The 17450-nt window shown below is 65.7% G+C and carries 20 protein-coding genes; 10 read left to right on the forward strand and 10 right to left on the reverse strand.

Features of this window, described 5'->3' with window-relative positions; all coding sequences use genetic code 11:
* Positions 1–19: 19 nt before the first annotated feature.
* Positions 20–1939, reverse strand: a complete 1920-nt coding sequence (gene uvrC, locus FPZ54_RS10240; RefSeq protein WP_145846938.1) for an excinuclease ABC subunit UvrC — start codon at positions 1937–1939, stop codon at positions 20–22.
* A gap of 140 nt (positions 1940–2079) precedes the next feature.
* On the opposite strand from uvrC, the gene FPZ54_RS10245 reads away from it, so the two are divergent.
* Together FPZ54_RS10245 and FPZ54_RS10250 are read left to right on the forward strand one after the other, a co-directional pair.
* The gene (locus FPZ54_RS10245; protein WP_186456726.1) at positions 2080–3090 is read left to right on the forward strand and encodes a DUF6882 domain-containing protein; all 1011 of its coding nucleotides are present in this window, start codon (positions 2080–2082) and stop codon (positions 3088–3090) included.
* 74 nt (positions 3091–3164) lie between these two features.
* Positions 3165–4484 carry an amidohydrolase gene (locus FPZ54_RS10250; protein ID WP_145846941.1) on the forward strand — a complete coding sequence of 440 codons (1320 nt, stop codon included), beginning with the start codon at positions 3165–3167 and terminating at the stop codon, positions 4482–4484.
* On the opposite strand, the gene FPZ54_RS10255 is transcribed toward FPZ54_RS10250, so the two are convergent.
* The 6 genes from FPZ54_RS10255 to FPZ54_RS10280 form a co-directional block, all read right to left on the reverse strand.
* Complete coding sequence (locus FPZ54_RS10255) at positions 4474–4866, reverse strand: YidH family protein (protein ID WP_145846943.1); 393 nt, start codon at positions 4864–4866, stop codon at positions 4474–4476. The genes FPZ54_RS10250 and FPZ54_RS10255 overlap by 11 nt on opposite strands.
* Positions 4867–5106: 240 nt before the next feature.
* A complete protein-coding gene (locus tag FPZ54_RS10260) occupies positions 5107–5748 on the reverse strand; it encodes a F0F1 ATP synthase subunit B family protein (protein WP_239019530.1) in 642 nt (213 codons plus the stop codon).
* Positions 5741–6232 (reverse strand): F0F1 ATP synthase subunit B family protein, encoded by a 492-nt coding sequence (locus tag FPZ54_RS10265; RefSeq protein WP_145846945.1) that lies wholly within the window; start codon positions 6230–6232, stop codon positions 5741–5743. The genes FPZ54_RS10260 and FPZ54_RS10265 overlap by 8 nt, the downstream gene beginning before the upstream one ends.
* 65 nt (positions 6233–6297) lie before the next feature.
* On the reverse strand, positions 6298–6525 hold the full coding sequence (locus FPZ54_RS10270; protein WP_145846947.1) for a F0F1 ATP synthase subunit C: 228 nt from the start codon (positions 6523–6525) through the stop codon (positions 6298–6300).
* Between the two features lie 43 nt (positions 6526–6568).
* Positions 6569–7333: a F0F1 ATP synthase subunit A gene (locus FPZ54_RS10275; protein ID WP_145849711.1), complete on the reverse strand. Its 765-nt coding sequence runs from the start codon at positions 7331–7333 to the stop codon at positions 6569–6571.
* Between the two features lie 63 nt (positions 7334–7396).
* A complete protein-coding gene (locus tag FPZ54_RS10280; RefSeq protein ID WP_145846949.1) occupies positions 7397–7714 on the reverse strand; it encodes an AtpZ/AtpI family protein in 318 nt (105 codons plus the stop codon).
* 307 nt (positions 7715–8021) lie between these two features.
* Between FPZ54_RS10280 and radC the strand changes: the two genes are divergently transcribed.
* Positions 8022–8714, forward strand: coding sequence for a RadC family protein (gene radC / locus FPZ54_RS10285; RefSeq protein WP_145846951.1), 693 nt, complete (start codon positions 8022–8024; stop codon positions 8712–8714).
* A gap of 78 nt (positions 8715–8792) precedes the next feature.
* Here the strand turns inward: radC and FPZ54_RS10290 are convergent, their stop codons facing one another.
* A complete protein-coding gene (locus FPZ54_RS10290) occupies positions 8793–9365 on the reverse strand; it encodes an EF-hand domain-containing protein (protein WP_145846953.1) in 573 nt (190 codons plus the stop codon).
* A gap of 262 nt (positions 9366–9627) precedes the next feature.
* On the opposite strand from FPZ54_RS10290, the gene purB reads away from it, so the two are divergent.
* From purB to FPZ54_RS10310, 3 genes are read left to right on the forward strand one after another with little or no spacing between them, the layout of a single operon-like run.
* Positions 9628–10941, forward strand: a complete 1314-nt coding sequence (gene purB / locus FPZ54_RS10295) for an adenylosuccinate lyase (protein ID WP_145846956.1) — start codon at positions 9628–9630, stop codon at positions 10939–10941.
* Between the two features lie 51 nt (positions 10942–10992).
* Entirely contained in the window at positions 10993–11706 is a 714-nt protein-coding gene (locus FPZ54_RS19845) for a hypothetical protein (RefSeq protein ID WP_186456727.1), read from the forward strand.
* A 10-nt stretch (positions 11707–11716) separates the two neighbouring features.
* Positions 11717–12319, forward strand: a complete 603-nt coding sequence (locus FPZ54_RS10310) for a DUF4126 domain-containing protein (RefSeq protein WP_145846961.1) — start codon at positions 11717–11719, stop codon at positions 12317–12319.
* Positions 12320–12447: 128 nt separating this feature from the next.
* On the opposite strand, the gene FPZ54_RS10315 is transcribed toward FPZ54_RS10310, so the two are convergent.
* The gene (locus FPZ54_RS10315) at positions 12448–13173 is read right to left on the reverse strand and encodes a dienelactone hydrolase family protein (protein ID WP_145846963.1); all 726 of its coding nucleotides are present in this window, start codon (positions 13171–13173) and stop codon (positions 12448–12450) included.
* 68 nt (positions 13174–13241) lie between these two features.
* On the opposite strand from FPZ54_RS10315, the gene gpmA reads away from it, so the two are divergent.
* The gene (gene gpmA, locus FPZ54_RS10320) at positions 13242–13928 is read left to right on the forward strand and encodes a 2,3-diphosphoglycerate-dependent phosphoglycerate mutase (RefSeq protein ID WP_145846964.1); all 687 of its coding nucleotides are present in this window, start codon (positions 13242–13244) and stop codon (positions 13926–13928) included.
* Between the two features lie 125 nt (positions 13929–14053).
* Here the strand turns inward: gpmA and FPZ54_RS10325 are convergent, their stop codons facing one another.
* Complete coding sequence (locus FPZ54_RS10325) at positions 14054–14479, reverse strand: OsmC family protein (protein WP_145846966.1); 426 nt, start codon at positions 14477–14479, stop codon at positions 14054–14056.
* Positions 14480–14624: 145 nt separating this feature from the next.
* Between FPZ54_RS10325 and FPZ54_RS10330 the strand changes: the two genes are divergently transcribed.
* From FPZ54_RS10330 to FPZ54_RS10340, 3 genes are all read left to right on the forward strand, one after another.
* Positions 14625–15722: a sensor histidine kinase gene (locus FPZ54_RS10330; protein ID WP_145846967.1), complete on the forward strand. Its 1098-nt coding sequence runs from the start codon at positions 14625–14627 to the stop codon at positions 15720–15722.
* A 99-nt stretch (positions 15723–15821) separates the two neighbouring features.
* On the forward strand, positions 15822–16625 hold the full coding sequence (locus tag FPZ54_RS10335) for a LytR/AlgR family response regulator transcription factor (RefSeq protein ID WP_145846968.1): 804 nt from the start codon (positions 15822–15824) through the stop codon (positions 16623–16625).
* A gap of 71 nt (positions 16626–16696) precedes the next feature.
* On the forward strand, positions 16697–17443 hold the full coding sequence (locus FPZ54_RS10340; protein WP_145846969.1) for an isocitrate lyase/PEP mutase family protein: 747 nt from the start codon (positions 16697–16699) through the stop codon (positions 17441–17443).
* Positions 17444–17450: the final 7 nt, after the last annotated feature.

Below are 17450 nucleotides of genomic sequence, written 5' to 3' on the forward strand. Positions count from 1 at the left end.
CAGTTGTGCGGCATCCCCCTCACCGCGAATGATAGAAATCATACACTTGCTGCGCCACCGCCGCGCTGACGCCGGGGGCCTTTTGCAAATCCTCAAGGCTCGCGCCGCGCACCGCGCGGGCGGTGCCGAAGTGCATCAGCAGCGCTTTCTTGCGCGCCGGGCCGATGCCGGGGACGTCGTCCAGCGGTGAGGCGCCGATCGCCTTGGCGCGCTTCTGACGGTGCGCGCCGATGACGAAGCGATGGACCTCGTCGCGGAGCTTCTGAATGTGGAACAGCAAAGGCGAGTTGACCGGGAGCATCCGTTCGCTGCCGTCGAGCAGGTGAAAGACTTCGCGCCCCTCGCGGCCATGGTGCGGGCCCTTGGCGACGCCGACCATGCAGACATCCTCGATCCCCAGTTCCTCCAGCACCGCGCGGGCGGCATTGAGCTGGCCGCGCCCGCCGTCGATCAGGACGAGGTCGGGCCAGATTCCCTTGTCGCGGTCGGGGTCTTCCTCCTGCGCGCGGGCGAAGCGGCGGGTGAAGATTTCGCGCATCATCGCGAGATCGTCGTCGGTCGCGGCGCTCTTGATGTTGAACTTGCGATACTGGCCCTTGCGGAACCCCTCCGGCCCGGCGACGATCATCGCGCCGACGGCGTTGCTGCCCTGGATATGGCTGTTGTCATAGACCTCGATCCGGTCGGGCGGTTCGGCGAGGCCGAAGAAATCGGCGAGGTCGCGCAGGATCTTTGCCTGGGTCGTCGATTCGGCCATGCGGCGGTCGAGCGCCTCCACCGCATTGCGCTGGGCCTGTTCCATCAGCTTGCGCCGGGCACCGCGCTGGGGGCGGGACAGCTCGACCTTGAAGCCCGCGCGCTCCGCCAGCGCCTGTGAGAGCAGCTCGGCTTCGGGCAGGTCGCGATCGATGAGCACCGCCTTGGGGGGCGGCACCTCCTCATAGAATTGCATCAGGAACTGGGCGAAGACCTCCTCTTCGGGAACCTCCGCGGTGTGAGCGGGGAAGAAAGCCCGATGGCCCCAATTCTGGCCGCCGCGGATGAAGAAAGCCTGGATGCCGATGCTGCCCTGCTTGCCCGCCAGTGCGAAGATATCGGCGTCGCCCACGCCCTCCGCGTTGATCGCCTGCGACCCCTGAATGAAGGTAAGCGCCTTGAGCCGGTCGCGCAGCACCGCGGCGAGCTCGAAATCAAGATTGGCGGCAGCCGCCTCCATCTGCTCGCCCAGCTTCGCCTGGACCCTGGTCGATTTGCCCATCAGGAAATCGCGCGCGTCGGACACCAGTTCCTCATAGCCCGCCTTGTCGATTCGATCGACGCAGGGGGCCGAGCAGCGGCGGATCTGGTAGAGCAGGCACGGCCGGTCGCGGCTGTTGAAAAAGCCGTCGGTGCACGAGCGCAGCAGGAACAGCTTCTGGAGCGCGTTGAGCGTCTTGCGCACCTGCCCCGCGCCGGCAAACGGGCCGAAATAGTCGCCCTTGGCCCGGCGTGCGCCCCGGTGGAGCTGGACCCGCGGGAAATCATGGTCGCCGCGCAGCAGGATGTAGGGGAAGGACTTATCGTCGCGCAGCAGGACATTATAGGCGGGGCGGAAGCGCTTGATGAGCTGGGCTTCGAGGAGGAGCGCCTCGGCCTCGTTGTTCGTCGTCACCACGGTCATCGACCGGGTCTGGGCGATCATACGGCGCAGGCGGTTGGAGAGCTTGGCGGGCTGGGTGTAGTTGGCGACGCGGTTCCTGAGCGCGCGGGCCTTGCCGACATAGAGGACGTCACCGCGCGCGTCCTGCATCCGATAGACGCCCGGGCGCGCAGGGAGCGTGGCGAGGACGTTGCGGATCGCAGCGACGCCGGCGTCGAGGTCCGGCGTCTCCGACCCGCGCACGGCGTAGGTCGCGGTTTCTTCGTTGAAACGGCTGGGGGAATTGGGGTCGGCGGTCACCGGGGTGATGTAGGGCGGGGACCGCTCGCCAGCAACGCCGCACCTGCCTCTTCCCCATCCGCCGCCGCAATGTCATCAATGCCGACTTGAAAGCACTTCATCGGGAATGGTGATCTGTGTTGGACTGGCTGCAGAAACTCATGGCAGGCGATCAGGATGTTGCGCCGCCCAACGCCAAGGTGAAGCGGGACGCCCAAGGACGAATCGTGGAGGTTGTGCAAGAGCTGTCGCTCGCCCGGGATGATCCGGATGCACCTGCATATTCGGCGCCGGGCGAAGTCGATGGATTGACCGCGCGGTTGAGCGCAGCGTGCGACTGGCTCACGGCCCGGAACATCGCGCTGGCGCGCGACTGGGGGATTGGCCTCGAACGCGATTATACATTTGATCAGGAGGCGGGCCGGCTGGTCCTGAAGTTCGGCGGCCGGCGGACAATTGCTGCGCAAGGACAGATTCTCGGTAGCTTCGATCCGCGCGACCACAGCTTCATGTGGAGCTGGGCGAATCCGTCGATCCGGCCCGAGCTGTGCGAGGATGCAGCGCGATTGAAGACTGAGGGCGAGCGGCTCGGCGTGGCGGCGCTCACGACACCGGTCCAGACCGTCACCTTCGACGACCTGCTGCCGCTGCTGGCGCTCGCGGCGCAGGACGGGGGCGCGGACGGCGTCTATCGCTGCATGGTCAACGGATCGACCTCGCTGTTCGTGGCGCTGCGCCTCGACGAAGCGGCGCCAAAGGGCGCTGGCGATTCCGCCGATGGCCTGTTGGAGGCAGCGCACGCGCTTGCCGCCGATTACGACCGCGAGATGCTGCCGATCGATCGCGACCACCATTTACAGGGGAAGCAGGTGGATTTGGGAGACTTCATCGAGCGCAAGATGGCAATCTACCGGCGCTACTGGTCACGCGACGATGACTATTGGGAGCCTTGCTCGGTCGGCTGGCCGTCTAGCCATGATCAGGGTGCAATCCGACTGCGCTTCACCGTTCCACACCCAATGGGCGGCGCGCTGGATATCGCGATTGGCAAAAATTTCGGGCAGACCATCTATCGCATCGAACAAGTCGAGAGCGCGCTGAAGATCACCGACCAGTTGATCGACTGGGGCGACGGTTTCATCTGGCCCACTCCGCCCGACGGGCGCAGCTGACCTGCTTGAATCCCGCGATTGCGTAGGAGAATCCATCTGATAGCCTGAGGCAGTCAGTTTTCGGGGGACCCACCATGCGCCTGCTCACCGCCCTGCTCGCTTCGTCGCTGATCGCCGCGCCTGTGCTGGCCGAGCCGGACTTCGCGCCAGCGGTGGAGGCGGACTATGCGGCGCATCTCGAGGCGCTGTTCATCGATTTCCACAAGAATCCCGAGCTTTCGTACAAGGAAACGCGCACCGCCGCGATCATGGCGAAGGAGTTGCGCGCGGTCGGCGGGATCGAGGTGACCGAAAAGGTCGGCGGAACCGGCGTGGTCGGGGTGATGCGCAACGGGCCGGGGCCGGTGGTGCTGGTGCGCGCGGACATGGACGGCCTGCCGCTCAAGGAGGATAGCGGGCTGCCCTATGCCTCGACCGTGACGCAGGAGGATATCGACGGGGTGGTGAAGCCGGTGATGCATGCGTGCGGGCATGACGTGCACATCACCTCGCTGATCGGCACCGCGCGGCAGCTGGCGAAGCTCAAGAGCCGGTGGAAGGGCACGGTGGTGTTCGTCGTCCAGCCGGCCGAGGAGCGCATCGGCGGGGCGCGCAAGATGATGGAGGATGGGCTCTATACCCGCTTCCCCAAGCCCGATTATGCGGTGGCGTTCCACGTCACGTCGGGCTTTCCGACCGGCAAGATCGGGCTGGAACCGGGGATCAGCTCATCCTCGTCGGACAGCGTCGACATCACCATCCATGGCGTCGGCACCCATGGCGCCGCGCCGCATATGGGCAAGGATCCGATCGTGATGGGCGCGCAGATCGTGATGGCGCTGCAGACGCTGGTGAGCCGCGAGATCGCGCCGTTGAAGCCCGGCGTGGTCACCGTTGGCGCGTTTCATTCGGGGTTCAAGCACAACATCATCAGCGACAAGGCCGAGTTGCAGCTGACCGTACGGTCGGACGACGAGGAGACTCGCAAGAAATTGCTCGACGGGATCAAGCGGATCGCGGCCAATGTCGGGCGGATGAACGGGCTGCCCGAGGACAAATTGCCGGAGGTGCGGGTCGGCTTTGAGTCGACGCCGGTGACGCTCAATGATCCCGCTCTGACCGGGCGGGTGCGCGGCGCCTTCACCAGCGCATTCGGCGCGGATATCATCCATGTCGAGCCGAGACAGAGCATGGGCGCAGAGGACTTCGCCTATTTCATCGAGCAGAAACATGGCGTGCCGGGCGCCTATTTCGTCGTCGGCGGGACGCCGCAGGCCGAGCTGGACGCTGCCAAACGCGGTGAAAAGACGCTGCCCGCGCACCATTCGCCCTTTTTCAAGGTCGAGGCGAAGCCATCGGTGACGCTGGGGACGACCGCGATGACCGTTGCGGTGCTGGATCTGCTCAAGAAATAGCGTCGCCGTTGACGAGCCACAACGCGACCGTCAGCGACAAGGCACCCAGCGTATAGACCCAGGCGATCAGCCGGATGTTGAGCGATCGCAACGTGCGGATGTTGTGCGCCGACAGGCGACTCTGGATCGCGCAGGCGCGCCGCTCGGCCATCCAGATGATGACGACGCCCAATGCGATGAAGACCGTCGCAATAACCTTGGGCAGCCATGCCGGTTCGAGGGCGCCGAACAGGACGTGAAAGCCCAACCCGATACCGATGGTGGCGAGCGCGGTGCGCGCCCAGCCGCTGAAGGTGCGCTCATTGGCGAGCAGCGTGCGATCCTCGGCGAGGTCGGTGCGGTCTTCCGCCAGTTCCGAGCGGGAAGGGGTTTCGTCCGGCATGACGGTTGAACGCGTGAGGCGGCGATTGGCTTCGGGTGGCGTCTGGGAGCTGGATTGGTCGGGAGGTGAGGTGATTAGCCCCTCCCCTTCAGGGAAGGGGTTGGGGTGGGGCCTATCCACCGAGCACGTCGGCCTCGGTGAGACTTGGACGCCCCCCCCGAAGGGGAGGGGCTCAAGATAGAAAAAAGGGGCGCCGGTCTTTCGACCGACGCCCCTTTTTTTCCTGCCCGGAACCCCGGCTCAGTTGAGGCGCGAGAGGCCCGCGATCGTCCGGTCGACCAGCGCCTTGTCGGCACCGGCATCGTGCTTCTGCGCGATGATCGTGCCGGCCGCAGTGGCCGCCGCTTCGGCCGCCTTGGCGCGCACTTCGTCGAGTGCGGCGCGCTCGGCGGCGGCGATCTTGTCCTCCGCCATGCGCGTGCGGCGGCGGATCAGATCCTCGGCATCCGCCTTGGCCTTGACCAGCAGCGCCTGTGCTTCCTCGTCGGCATGGGCGACCATGGCGGCCGCTTCCTGCTCGACCGTTGCGATCTTGCGCGCATATTCGTCGCGCAGCGCCTCGGCCTCGGCGCGCAGCGTGCTTGCCTCGTCCAGCCGCGTGCGGATCGCCGCGATCTGCTTGTCGAGCATCGCGCCGATCGCCGACGGCACCTTCTTCCACACGACGATCAGGATCAGGCCGAGCATCGCCAGGCCGACCCACATCGTCGCGTCAATGCCGAACACCGCAGGCGCGGCGTGGACCGCGCCGGGCGCCTCGACCTCGGCCTGGGGCATACCCATGCCCTCGCCCTTGGACGCGGCGCTCAGATTGGCGGCGACCGGATCGGTCGCGGTATCCCCCGCCACTTGTGCCTGTTCAGCCATTGCCGGTTCAGCCATTGAGTGCCGCCTTCACTGCCTTGCCTGCTTCCGCCGCCGTCACGCTGACGCCCGACAGGCGCGCGACGATGTCACGAGCGGCATCGGTCGCGACCGTTTCGATTTCCCCGGCTGCGGCGGCGCTGGCCTCCGCGATCCGGGCTTCGGCTGCGGCGACGCGATCCTCGATCTCCGCCTTGGCCGAGGCGAGCGCCGCGTCGGTCTGCGCCTGCCCCTCGGCGCGTGCCTGAGTCAGGCGCTTGCGCGCGGCTTCACGCGCCGCATTCTCCTGTGCACGCCAGGCCTCTTCGGCCTGATCTGCGGCAAGCCGCGCCGCCTCCGCAGCGGCGAGGTTCTCGGCCACCGACGCATCGCGCGCATCCATGGTCGAGGATACCTTGGGCACGATGCCCAGGCCGACGATCACGAAGGTGAGCCCGAAGGTCAGCAGGAGCCAGAAGATCTGCGACGCATAGGTCGCCGCGATTTGTTCGATCTGGGGCATTGTCGGTCCTCTCGCGGTCCGTCCTCAAGCCCGCCCCGTATACAGCATACGGGGCGGCAGAGACATCAGGCGACGAAGATCAGCAGCACCGCCACGACGAACGCGAGCAGGCCGAGAAGCTCGGCAGCCGCGAAGCCGATGAACATGTTGCCCTGCTGGCTGGCAGCCGCGCCCGGATTGCGCAGCGCGCCCTGGAGGAACGCCGCGAAGACGTTGCCCACGCCCATCGCCGCGAGGCCAGCACCGATCGCCGCGAGACCGGCGCCGAGCAGCTTGAATGCTTCTGCTTCCATGAAATTCACTCCTTCGAAAATTCAGTCTTTGGTTGAAAGAAACTCAGTGATGATCGTGCAGGTGCACCGCGTCGTTGATGTACAGCGACGTGAGCAGCGCGAACACATAAGCCTGGACGCCCGCGACCAGGATCTCCAGCGCCGAAACGCCGAGCATCAGCGCGAAGCTGGGGATGCCCACCAGCGCGCCCCAGCCAAGGCCGGCGTTGGTCGAATTGATGATGAAGCCGGCCAGCACCTTGAGCAGGATATGGCCCGCGGTCATCGCCACGAACAGTCGCAGCGCGAGGCTGAACGGGCGGACCATGAACGAGACGAACTCGATCGGCGCGACCAGGATCAGCACCGGGATCGGCGTTCCCTTCGGCACGAACAGCGAAAAGAAGCGCAGGCCATGCTTGGCGAAGCCGACGACGAGGACGATCGAGAAGCTGAGGATCGCCAGCACGCCGGTGACGGTGAAATGGCTGGTCGCGGTGAACGGATGCACGCCCGGGACCACACCGAACGGCAGCAGGCCCATCACGTTCGCGAACAGGATGAACATGAACAGCGAGAATACATAGGGCAGGAACTTGCGCCCCTCCGCTCCGATATTCGCCTTGAGCAGATTGTCGATAAAGCCGGTGAACCCTTCGACCGCCATCTGCCAGCGGCCCGGAACCACTTCGCGCTTCATGCCGCCCAGCATGAAAATCCACAGCGCGACGGCAGCCATCGCCATCCACAGCGCGCTGTTGGTGAAGGCGATCTGTTGCCCGCCGATGGTGAACATGTCGGCAATCGACGTCACCTCGAACTGGTGCATCGGATCGATCTTGCCCGCTTCTTCAGCCACGTCCGCTTCCCATGTAACGCAAGCGCCCGAAAATCACTTCGAGCGCTGGTTCGAAATCCTGATGATGTTCCTGAACGCGCTGACGATGCCGAGGGCAAGCAGCGTGAGCAGGAGCCATGGAGAGGTGCCGAGGAACCGATCGAGCACCCACCCGATCAGCGCCCCTCCGACCATTCCCCCGATCAGCTCGGCGAGGACGCGGTTGCCGAGGCGATAATCGCGCTCGCCATCCTGCTGCCCCTCGCCCCGCCGATCCGCCTCTTCGGATTGCGCCCGCGCCAGCCGCTCGTTGAGCGAAGTGATGCGGGCATCCTCCTTGAGGGGGTCCGGTCCGGGCTCGTTCTCGGTCATTTCGCTTCCTCCGCCAGTCGATTACCAGGGCGAAACGCATGGGCCGAGCGGCGAGCCCGCCAAGGCACGCGCGCTTTAGAAAGGGGGGTGCCCCGAGTCAACCGCGGTGCAACATTGTTGCAATCCTACGAAATCCTCCCCGGCACGGGGAGGTGGCAGCGCGCAGCGCTGACGGAGGGGACCCGAGGCAAGGGATTCCGGTGCCTCGGGCTCCCTCCACCACGCACTTCGGGCGAGGTCCCCCTCCCCGTACCGGGGAGGATTTGTTCCCCTTCCCCGCCCCCGCCTCTGCCGCTAGGCTTGCTTTATGGGGGACGGCGGCAGCGACGCGATCACCGATGGGACCGGGCATCGCGCGCGGCTGCGCGCGCGCCTGCTCGCGGACCATGAGGCGCTGCTCGACCATGAGCTGATCGAATATCTGCTCGCGCTGGCGATTCCCCGGCGCGACACCAAGCCGCTGGCCAAGGCGCTGCTGCACGAATTCGGCGGGATCGCGGGGCTGTTGACCGCCGATGCCGAAGCCATTGCGCGGGTGCCGGGCATGGGGGAGACATCGGTCGCCGCGCTGAAGATCGCCCATGCTGCCGCGCTTCGCCTGCTGAAGGGAGAGGTTGCGGCGCGACCGATCCTGTCGAACTGGCAGGCATTGCTGGATTACCTCCGCGCCGACATGGCGCATCATGCGATCGAGCGCGTGCGGGTGCTCCACCTCAACAGCCGGAACATGCTGATCCGCGACGAACTGATGCAGGAAGGCTCGGTGGACGAGGCGCCGGTCTATGTCCGCGAGGTGATCCGCCGCGCGATCGACCTCGGCTCGACCGCGATCATCCTGGTCCACAACCACCCAAGCGGCGATCCGAGTCCGAGCCGGGCCGATATCGACCTGACCCGCAATATCGTCGAGGCGGGCAAGCGACTCGGCATCGCGGTCCACGACCATATTGTCATCGGCAGCGGCGGCCATGTGAGCCTGCGCGCCCAGGGGTTGATGTAGGCAAACGAAACGGCCGCCAGAGCGAACTCCGGCGGCCGTGGGACGGGTCAGATGCGAGGAGACCCGTCCGGGGGACGGTCAGGATGCGGCGGCCGGGGCCAGGAAGCTCTTCAGCTCATCCTTGGTCACGCCGCCCGACTGGTCGGCATCGGCGGCGGCCAGCGCGCGACCGATCCATTCCTTGTCCGCCGCCGACTGACCCGTAAAGGCGGGTTCGCCGGCCGAACGCAGCGCCACCATCCAGCTACCGAATTCCTCGGGCTTCAGGCTGCCATCGGCATCCTTGTCATAGCTGGGAAAGCCCTGATCGACGATTTGCGCGATCTGCGTCGCATTGGCGGGTTGCTGGCCAGTTTGCGCGGGCGTCTCGGCGGGAGTTGCCTGCGCTGTCTGCTGAGCCGCCTGCGGCTCTGGCGTCGCGGTAGGCTCAGGCGTCGGAGCGGGAACGGGTTCCGGTGTCGGTTCCGGGGTCGGCATCGGCTCAGGCGCGGTTTCCGCTTCTGGCGGTGCCGGTGTCTGAGGAACCGGCTCGGTCGCCGTATCGGGCGCAGGCTGCTCCTGCGTCGGCGGCGTCTGTGGATCCTGCATGTCCTGTGCAAGTGCAGGCGCGGAAATCATCACGGCGCTAGCAAGAAGTATAGATTTCAACATCGTCATTCTCCTGTTTTCTAACAGTGAACTTTCGCACGGAGCCGTTTCGGGACAGCCATGCTTGTGAGAACTAAACGCGTTGCAGAATTATCACGTTCCATCAAAAAATCTGGACGTTTTCATTTGGGCGTTACTTGCGATCGCTCCATCGCAAATCCGTTCGATTTCCACGACGAAGCGAGCGGAACGCACGCGAGGCGATGCGGTTTGCCGCGCACCCGGGGCTTTGCTAGGGGCGCCGCGTCCCACGAAAGGCTCATCTATGGTCCCCCGCTATTCCCGCCCCGCCATGACCGCGATCTGGTCGCCCGAAACGCGCTTCGGCATCTGGTTCGAGATCGAGGCGCATGCGACGGAGAAGCTGGGCGAGCTGGGCGTTGTGCCCGAATCGGCGGCCAAGGCGCTGTGGGACTGGTGGGCGACCAACCCGACGATCGACGTCGCCGCGATCGACGCGATCGAGGCGGTCACCAAGCATGACGTGATCGCGTTTCTGACCTGGGTCGCGGAGAATGTCGGCGACGAAGCACGCTTCATGCATCAGGGGATGACGTCGAGCGACGTGCTCGACACCTGCCTGGCGGTGCAGCTGACCCGCGCGGCGGATATCCTGCTCGACGATCTCGACCAGTTGCTCGCCGTGCTCAAGCGTCGCGCGTACGAGCATAAGCTGACCCCGACGATCGGGCGCAGCCATGGCATTCATGCCGAGCCGGTGACATTCGGGCTCAAGCTCGCCGAGGCCTATGCCGAGTTCAGCCGCTGCAAGACCCGCCTGATCGCCGCGCGCGCCGATATCGCGACCTGCGCGATCTCGGGCGCGGTCGGCACCTTCGCCAATATCGACCCGCGCGTGGAGCAGCATGTCGCCGACAAGCTCGGCCTCGCGGTCGAGCCGGTATCGACGCAGGTGATCCCGCGCGACCGCCATGCGATGTTCTTTGCGACATTGGGTGTGATCGCCAGCTCGATCGAGCGGCTGGCGGTCGAGGTGCGGCATTTGCAGCGGACCGAAGTGCTGGAGGCGGAAGAATATTTCTCGCCGGGGCAGAAGGGTTCGTCGGCGATGCCGCACAAGCGCAACCCGGTGCTGACCGAGAATCTGACCGGCCTTGCGCGCATGGTCCGTGCCGCCGTCATCCCCGCGATGGAGAATGTCGCGCTGTGGCATGAGCGCGACATCAGCCACTCGTCGGTCGAACGCTATATCGGGCCCGACGCGACGATCACCCTCGACTTCGCGCTCGCACGGCTGACCGGGGTGATCGACAAGCTGTTGGTGTACCCGGAGCGGATGCAGAAGAATCTGGATCGCATGGGCGGGCTGGTCCACTCGCAGCGCGTGCTGCTGGCGCTGACCCAGGCGGGGGTGAGCCGCGAGGACAGCTATCGCCTGGTCCAACGCAACGCGATGAAGGTGTGGGAGAGCGACGGCGAACTGTCGCTGCTCGAGCTGCTCAAGGCCGATGACGAGGTCACCGCCGCGCTGTCGCCGCAGCAGATCGAGGAGAAGTTCGACCTCGACTATCATTTCAAGGCGGTAGATACCATTTTCGAACGGGTATTCGCGGATTGACGGCACGCCCATAGGTGTGTCAGTCGAATGACACACCATGGAGACGTGAAGATGGCCAAGGGCAAGAAAAGCGCGAAGGCGAGCAAGCCGAAGACCGGCAAGACCAACAAGGCCGAGAAGACCGCGAAGCTGCCCAAGAGCGTCGCGGGGATCGAGCTGCCCAAGGAACTGCGCGAACAGGGTGCCAAACTGCTCGAGCTGACCAAGCACCCGCTGGTCGCCGATATCGTCGCCGCCGGGCTGGTCGCGCTCGCGGGGAATGTGCGGAAGAAGGCGGCGGGCGCCGCGCCCGCGCCGTCTCCCGCCCCGGCGCCCGCCGCTGCCGACACGGGCGAGAAGAAGCCGTCGGGGATGGATGACCTCGCCAAGACCGCGTCGTCGCTGGCGACGTTGATCGCCGCGCGCGCAGCGGAGAAGATCACCGCGAAGCTGGGCGGCGATGCCAAGGGCCCTGCGCCCGAAGCGCCCAAGGCGCCGGAACCTCCCGCGGCACCCGAGCCCCCGACAGCGCCCGTTGCCGAGACGGCCCCGGCCAGGCCCGCCCGCGCTGCCGCGCCCAAAAAGCCCGCGGCACCCCGCAAACCTGCGGCCAAGACGGCGACCGCCAAGGCGCCCGCGCGCACGCCAGCTGCGACGAAAGCCACCACCGCCACCAAAGCAGCGGCGAAGAAACCGGCTGGTGCAAAGACGCCCGCCGCGAATAAAACCTCGGCGAAGGCCCCCGCCAAGCCGCGCGCGCCGCGCAAGACCGGCGGCGCAAGCTGACGCGCCGCCGATGGGCGCAGTCGAGCTGATCGGCCTCGCGGCATCGGTCAGCCTGCTCGCGGGCTGGCGGCTCTATCTGTGCGTATTTGCGGTCGGTGTCGCGATGCAGACCGGCTGGGTCGAACTGCCCGAACAGCTCAGGGCGCTCGACGTGCTGGCCAATCCCTGGCTGATCGGCATCGCCGGGATCGGCGCGGTGGCCGAATTCTTCGCCGACAAGGTGATGTGGGTCGATTCGTTGTGGGACAGCGTCCACACCGCGATCCGCCCGATCGGCGGTGCGCTGCTCGCGCTCGCAATCGTCGACCCTTCCGACCCGGCATGGCAGATCGCCGCGCTGCTGCTCGGCGGCGGCGGCGCGCTGCTGACCCATGGCGCCAAGGCGGGCACGCGCGCCGCGGTCAATGTCAGCCCCGAGCCGGTGAGCAATGTCATTGTGTCGACCGGGGAGGATATCGTCACCGGCGGGCTGCTGCTGCTCGCGCTCGCCAGCCCGATTGCCGCAGTCGCCATCGCGGTGCTGATCCTGCTCGCGACGATCGCGACACTGGTGCTGCTGCGGAGGGTGTTGCGGAGGCTTACTCGGCGCAAGCCGGGCGTGTCGCCCGGCTGACCCGCTCCCCGGCGAAGGCCGGGGTCCAGTATCTATCGGCTCGAGAGGGGCGGAGCCACGGCCTGCGTCGCAACTGGGCCCCGGCCTTCGCCGGGGAACTGGTGGTTTCAAGCGGGCCTTGTCACGGTCTATTCAAACACCTCCGCCAGAAACCCCGTCATCGCCGACCAGCTGCGTCGGTCGGCGTCGGGATTGTAGCCGAACCCTGGCCGCGTCGAGCCGGTCATGCTGGCGTCGGTGAAGCCATGCCCTGCCCCGCCATACGCATGGATCTGCCAGTCCGCCCCCGCCCCGCTCAGCTCGGCGGCGAGGTCCATCACGGCTTGCGGCGGCGCGAGCGGGTCGTCCCAGCCGTGGCAGACCAGCAGCCTCGGGCGGATCGGCGTGGGATAGGCATAGCCGGGGGGATCGAAGATGCCGTGGAAGGCGACGACGCCGCGCACCTCGCCCCCGGCGCGGGCGAGATCGATCACCGACTTGCCGCCGAAGCAATAACCGATTGCGGCGGTGCGGCTGGCATCAACGTGCGGCAGTGCGTGGAGCGCGGCTAGGCTGGCGAACAACCGGTCGCGGAGCAGCGGTCGGTCGGCATTGAGCGCGTTCATGTAGACCGCCGGATCGGGCGATTCGCGCGTGGTGCGCTTGCCTTTTCCGTAAAGGTCGGCGACCAGCGCGGCGTAGCCGAGTGCGGCAATGCGTTCGGCGGTGACGCGGTCCTGTTCCTTCTCGCCCAGCACATTGGGGACGATCAGCACGCCGGGGCGGGGCTCGGTCCAGTCGCCGTCGACCACCGCGACACCCGCGAACGGGCCGCCGGGGCCGTCATAGATGACGGTCTGTCTTTCGATTGCCATGGCCATCCTCCGTTGCCCTGTCGTCCCTATCCGCTAAGGACGCGGGCAAAGTCCTGCAAGGAGGTCCCATGCCCACGCTCGTCCTGATCCGCCACGGCCAGTCGTCCTGGAATCTGGAAAACCGCTTCACCGGATGGTGGGACGTCGACCTGACCGAGCAGGGCGTCAAGGAAGCCTGGGCGGCGGGCGAACTGATGCGCGACAAGGGTCTCGACTTCGACATGACCTATACCAGCTTTCAGAGCCGGGCCATCAAGACGCTCAACCTGGCGCTGGAGGCGATGGGCCGGCTGTGGCTGCCGACCGAGAAGAGCTGGAAGCTCAACGAGCGGCATTATGGCGGGCTGACCGGGCTCAACAAGGCGGAGACCGCCGCGCTGCACGGCGACGACCAGGTCAAGATCTGGCGCCGCAGCTTCGACATCCCGCCGCCGCTGCCCGAGGAAGGATCGCCCTGGGACCTCGCCAAGGACCTGCGCTATCGCGGCATCCCGATCCCGCAGACCGAGAGCCTGAAAGATACCATCGCCCGCGTCCTGCCCTATTGGGAAGAGCGCATCGCGCCGGACCTGCGCGCGGGCAAGCGCGTGCTGATTGCCGCACACGGCAATTCGCTGCGTGCGCTGGTGAAGCATCTGTCGGGGATTTCCGACGCCGAGATCGCCAGCCTGGAGATCCCGACCGGGCAGCCGATCGTGTACGAGCTGGCCGACGACCTGACGCCGACCGATCGCTACTATCTGAGCGAGCGGTAATCCTCCCCGGCACTGGGAGGTGGCAGCGCGCAGCGCTGACGGAGGGGGCTGTCCGCACCGGACTCGCTTGCCTTGAGCCCCCTCCACCGCCTTCGGCGGTCCCCCTCCCCGTTCCGGGGAGGAGCTTAGTTCAGCTTGTGCGCCAGGCTGACCTCGGCGTTGAGCAGCTTCGAGACCGGGCAGTTCTTCTTCGCTTCCTCGGCCAGGTCGGCAAAGGCATCGCCGTCTATTCCCGGCACGCTGGCTTCCAGCGTCAGGTCGGAGCGGGTGATGACGAAGCCGCCATCCTTCTGCTCCAGCTTGACCGCCGCCTTGGTCTCCAGCGTCCCTTCGCTATAGCCCGCCCGCGCGAGCGCGAAGCTGAGCGCCATGGTGAAGCAGCCGGCATGGGCGGCGGCGATCAGTTCCTCCGGGTTGGTCCCCGGCTCTTCCTCGAATCGCGTGTTGAAACCATAGAATTGGTCGGTCAGTACACCCGACTGAGTCGAGATCGCGCCCTTCCCCTCCTTGCCGAAACCGGAATAGCGGGCCGTGGCGGTACGGGTCGTCATGGGTCGATCTCCTCTCGAATTGAACGCGCCAGCCGATATGGGTGCGCGGGTCGCGACATGAACAGGGGTGCAACGATATCGTTGCAGCTACGTTGCACCATTCTTCCCAGCCGCAGAGGGGCGATGTAGAGAAGCCGCGAACCCCATGCAGAAACCCGCCATCTTCTCCCGCCCCTTTTTCGAACAGAAGAGCCGTGCCTTCTGGATGCTCCAGGGCGCGGGCTGGGGCGGCTATCTGCTGCTGCGCGCGGTATCGAACTTCTCCAACCGCACCTTCAGCTTCGAGGATCTGATTCGCGTCACGATCGAATCGATCGTCGGCTATTGCATCACGCTGCTGCTGTCGGCGCTGTTCGGCTATTTCCGGCGTCTGCCGCGGATCAGCGGCATTCTGGCAACCGTGGCGACGCTGGCAGCGGCGACACTGATCTATGCGGTACTCAACGCCTTCACCGTATCGGTGATGCGGGGCGATCCGGGGATCGAGCTGCCGCTCATCCTGGGCAGCCTGTTCCTCAATTTCACGGTGCTGGCGGGCTGGTCGGCGCTCTATTTCGGCATCAACTTCTACCTGATCGTCGAGGATCAGAGCGACCGGATGCTGCTGCTGGAAAACCAGGCCAGTTCGGCGCAGCTGGCGATGCTGCGCTATCAGCTCAACCCGCATTTCCTGTTCAACACGCTCAACTCGATCTCGACGCTCGTGCTGCTCAAGCAGACCGATCGGGCCAACGCGATGCTCGCGCGCCTGTCCAACTTCCTACGCTACACGCTCGCCAACGAGCCGACCGCGCATGTCACGCTGGCGCAGGAGGTGGAGACGCTCAAACTCTATCTCGAGATCGAGAAGATGCGGTTCGAGCAGCGGCTGAAACCCGTGTTCGACATCGATCCGCGCACCGCCAAGGCGCGGCTGCCCTCGCTGCTGCTCCAGCCGCTGGTCGAGAATGCGATCAAATATGCCGTCACCCCGCAGGAGGAAGGCGCCGAAATCACCGTCGTCGCGCGACTCAACGGCGATCGGGTGCAGATCACCGTATCCGACACCGGTCCGGGATTGATCGAGGGCAAGAACCGTCCAAGCCTTTCAACCGGGGTCGGGCTGACCAATATACGGGAGCGGCTGGCACAGGCGTTCGGGCCGGATCACCGGTTCGAAACCCGGTCGGACCCCGGACGGGGTTTTCGCGTTGAGATCGAAATTCCGTTCCAGTTCGAGGAACAAGCCAAGGAGGCAGCCTGATCGGAACCGAGCCGTAACCATTGAGTTGGGAGTTTAACAGGGGTTGTTGGACGCCGGACCGGGGGCATCGGGACGGCACCGGATGAGAGTAGAGAGAACATGACGATCCGCACCATTCTGGTCGATGACGAACCCCTGGCCATTCAGGGCCTGGAACTGCGGCTGGCCGCGCATGAGGATGTCGAGATCATCGACAAATGCCAGAACGGCCGCGAAGCGATCCGCGCGATCAAGACGCACAAGCCCGATCTGGTTTTTCTCGACATCCAGATGCCCGGTTTTGACGGGTTCTCCGTGGTTCAGGGCTTGATGGAGATCGAGCCGCCGCTGTTCGTCTTCGTCACCGCCTATTCCGACCACGCGATCCGCGCGTTCGAGGCGAATGCGATGGATTATCTGATGAAGCCGGTGGACGAGGGCCGCCTCGCCGACACGCTCGACCGCGTCCGCCAGCGGCTGACCGAGAAGCGCGGCGTCGAGGAGGTCGAGAAGCTCAAGGAGGTTCTCGCCGAAGTCGCCCCCGAAGCGGTCGAAGAACTCGCCGCCGCCGATGGCGGCGAAGTCTCGTCCAACCGCTTCGAAAAGCTCATCAACATCAAGGATCGCGGGCAGATTTTCCGCGTCGATGTCGACACGATCGAGGTGGTGGAGGCTGCGGGCGATTACATGTGCATCAAGACGGCGGACAACACGCTGGTGCTGCGCGAAACGATGAAGGACCTGGAGAAGCGGCTCGATCCGCGCCGCTTCCAGCGCGTCCATCGCTCGACCATCGTCAACCTCGACCAGGTCAAGCAGGTCAAGCCGCACACCAATGGCGAATGTTTCTTGATCCTCGATTCGGGATCGCAGGTGAAGGTGAGCCGCAGCTATCGCGACGTGGTGGCACGCTTCGTTCACTAGGATTGCGCGCAGGAATCGGTATTGTTCCCTCTTCGTTCCGATTGTACAATGATCGCGACGAGGAGGGACCGATGACCAATCGATTCGAAGAATTCGCTGCGCTGCATGTACCCGGCAAGCCGCTGATACTGGTCAATATCTGGGACGCCGGGTCGGCAAGGGCGGTGGCCGCAGCCGGTGCACGCGCGATCGCGACCGGCAGCGCATCGGTCGCTGCCGCCCATGGCGTTTCGGATGCGGAGGGACTGGCGATCGATCTGGCGCTGGCGAATGCCGCGCGGATCGTTGCCGCTGTCGATCTGCCGGTGACGATCGATTTCGAGGGGGGCTATGCAGTGGACCCCGATGCGGTCGGTGCGAATGTCGCCCGGCTTGCGGCGACCGGCGCCATCGGCTGCAATTTCGAGGATCAGGTGATCGGCGGCGCGGGAATTCACGATCCCGCGTTCCAGGCGCAGCGCATCGCCGCGATCCGCGCCGCGACCGGCCCTGACTTCTTCATCAACGCACGGACCGACATCTTCCTGCAGGCAGGACCCGACATGCATGACGTGGCACAGGCCGATGCCGCGATCGATCGCGCACATGCCTATGCGGCGGCAGGAGCGAGTGGCTTCTTCGTGCCGGGGCTGGCCGATCTCGACCTGCTTGAACGCATCTGCGACGCGTCCCCGCTACCGGTGAACTTCATGGCCTTTCCAGGCGCGCCCGATGCGGCGGCGGTGGCGCAAGCCGGGATTGCGCGAATCAGCCACGGGCCGTTTCCGTTCCGCGCAGCGATGCAGGCGCTGGAAGCGTCGGCGCGGGGGTTGTTGTAGCCGATCT

Source organism: Sphingomonas suaedae (assembly GCF_007833215.1).
Lineage (GTDB): Bacteria > Pseudomonadota > Alphaproteobacteria > Sphingomonadales > Sphingomonadaceae > Sphingomonas > Sphingomonas suaedae.

Excerpts from the sequence above, each read along its gene's own strand:
- FPZ54_RS10245 (WP_186456726.1), top strand. The coding sequence starts at position 2,080 with ATGGCAGGCGATCAGGATGTTGCGCCGCCCAACGCCAAGGTGAAGCGG.
- FPZ54_RS10250 (WP_145846941.1), top strand. The coding sequence starts at position 3,165 with ATGCGCCTGCTCACCGCCCTGCTCGCTTCGTCGCTGATCGCCGCGCCT.
- FPZ54_RS10255 (WP_145846943.1), bottom strand. The coding sequence starts at position 4,866 with ATGCCGGACGAAACCCCTTCCCGCTCGGAACTGGCGGAAGACCGCACC.
- FPZ54_RS10260 (WP_239019530.1), bottom strand. The coding sequence starts at position 5,748 with ATGGCTGAACCGGCAATGGCTGAACAGGCACAAGTGGCGGGGGATACC.
- FPZ54_RS10265 (WP_145846945.1), bottom strand. The coding sequence starts at position 6,232 with ATGCCCCAGATCGAACAAATCGCGGCGACCTATGCGTCGCAGATCTTC.
- FPZ54_RS10270 (WP_145846947.1), bottom strand. The coding sequence starts at position 6,525 with ATGGAAGCAGAAGCATTCAAGCTGCTCGGCGCCGGTCTCGCGGCGATC.
- FPZ54_RS10275 (WP_145849711.1), bottom strand. The coding sequence starts at position 7,333 with ATGCACCAGTTCGAGGTGACGTCGATTGCCGACATGTTCACCATCGGC.
- FPZ54_RS10280 (WP_145846949.1), bottom strand. The coding sequence starts at position 7,714 with ATGACCGAGAACGAGCCCGGACCGGACCCCCTCAAGGAGGATGCCCGC.
- radC (WP_145846951.1), top strand. The coding sequence starts at position 8,022 with ATGGGGGACGGCGGCAGCGACGCGATCACCGATGGGACCGGGCATCGC.
- FPZ54_RS10290 (WP_145846953.1), bottom strand. The coding sequence starts at position 9,365 with ATGTTGAAATCTATACTTCTTGCTAGCGCCGTGATGATTTCCGCGCCT.
- purB (WP_145846956.1), top strand. The coding sequence starts at position 9,628 with ATGGTCCCCCGCTATTCCCGCCCCGCCATGACCGCGATCTGGTCGCCC.
- FPZ54_RS19845 (WP_186456727.1), top strand. The coding sequence starts at position 10,993 with ATGGCCAAGGGCAAGAAAAGCGCGAAGGCGAGCAAGCCGAAGACCGGC.
- FPZ54_RS10310 (WP_145846961.1), top strand. The coding sequence starts at position 11,717 with ATGGGCGCAGTCGAGCTGATCGGCCTCGCGGCATCGGTCAGCCTGCTC.
- FPZ54_RS10315 (WP_145846963.1), bottom strand. The coding sequence starts at position 13,173 with ATGGCAATCGAAAGACAGACCGTCATCTATGACGGCCCCGGCGGCCCG.
- gpmA (WP_145846964.1), top strand. The coding sequence starts at position 13,242 with ATGCCCACGCTCGTCCTGATCCGCCACGGCCAGTCGTCCTGGAATCTG.
- FPZ54_RS10325 (WP_145846966.1), bottom strand. The coding sequence starts at position 14,479 with ATGACGACCCGTACCGCCACGGCCCGCTATTCCGGTTTCGGCAAGGAG.
- FPZ54_RS10330 (WP_145846967.1), top strand. The coding sequence starts at position 14,625 with ATGCAGAAACCCGCCATCTTCTCCCGCCCCTTTTTCGAACAGAAGAGC.
- FPZ54_RS10335 (WP_145846968.1), top strand. The coding sequence starts at position 15,822 with ATGACGATCCGCACCATTCTGGTCGATGACGAACCCCTGGCCATTCAG.
- FPZ54_RS10340 (WP_145846969.1), top strand. The coding sequence starts at position 16,697 with ATGACCAATCGATTCGAAGAATTCGCTGCGCTGCATGTACCCGGCAAG.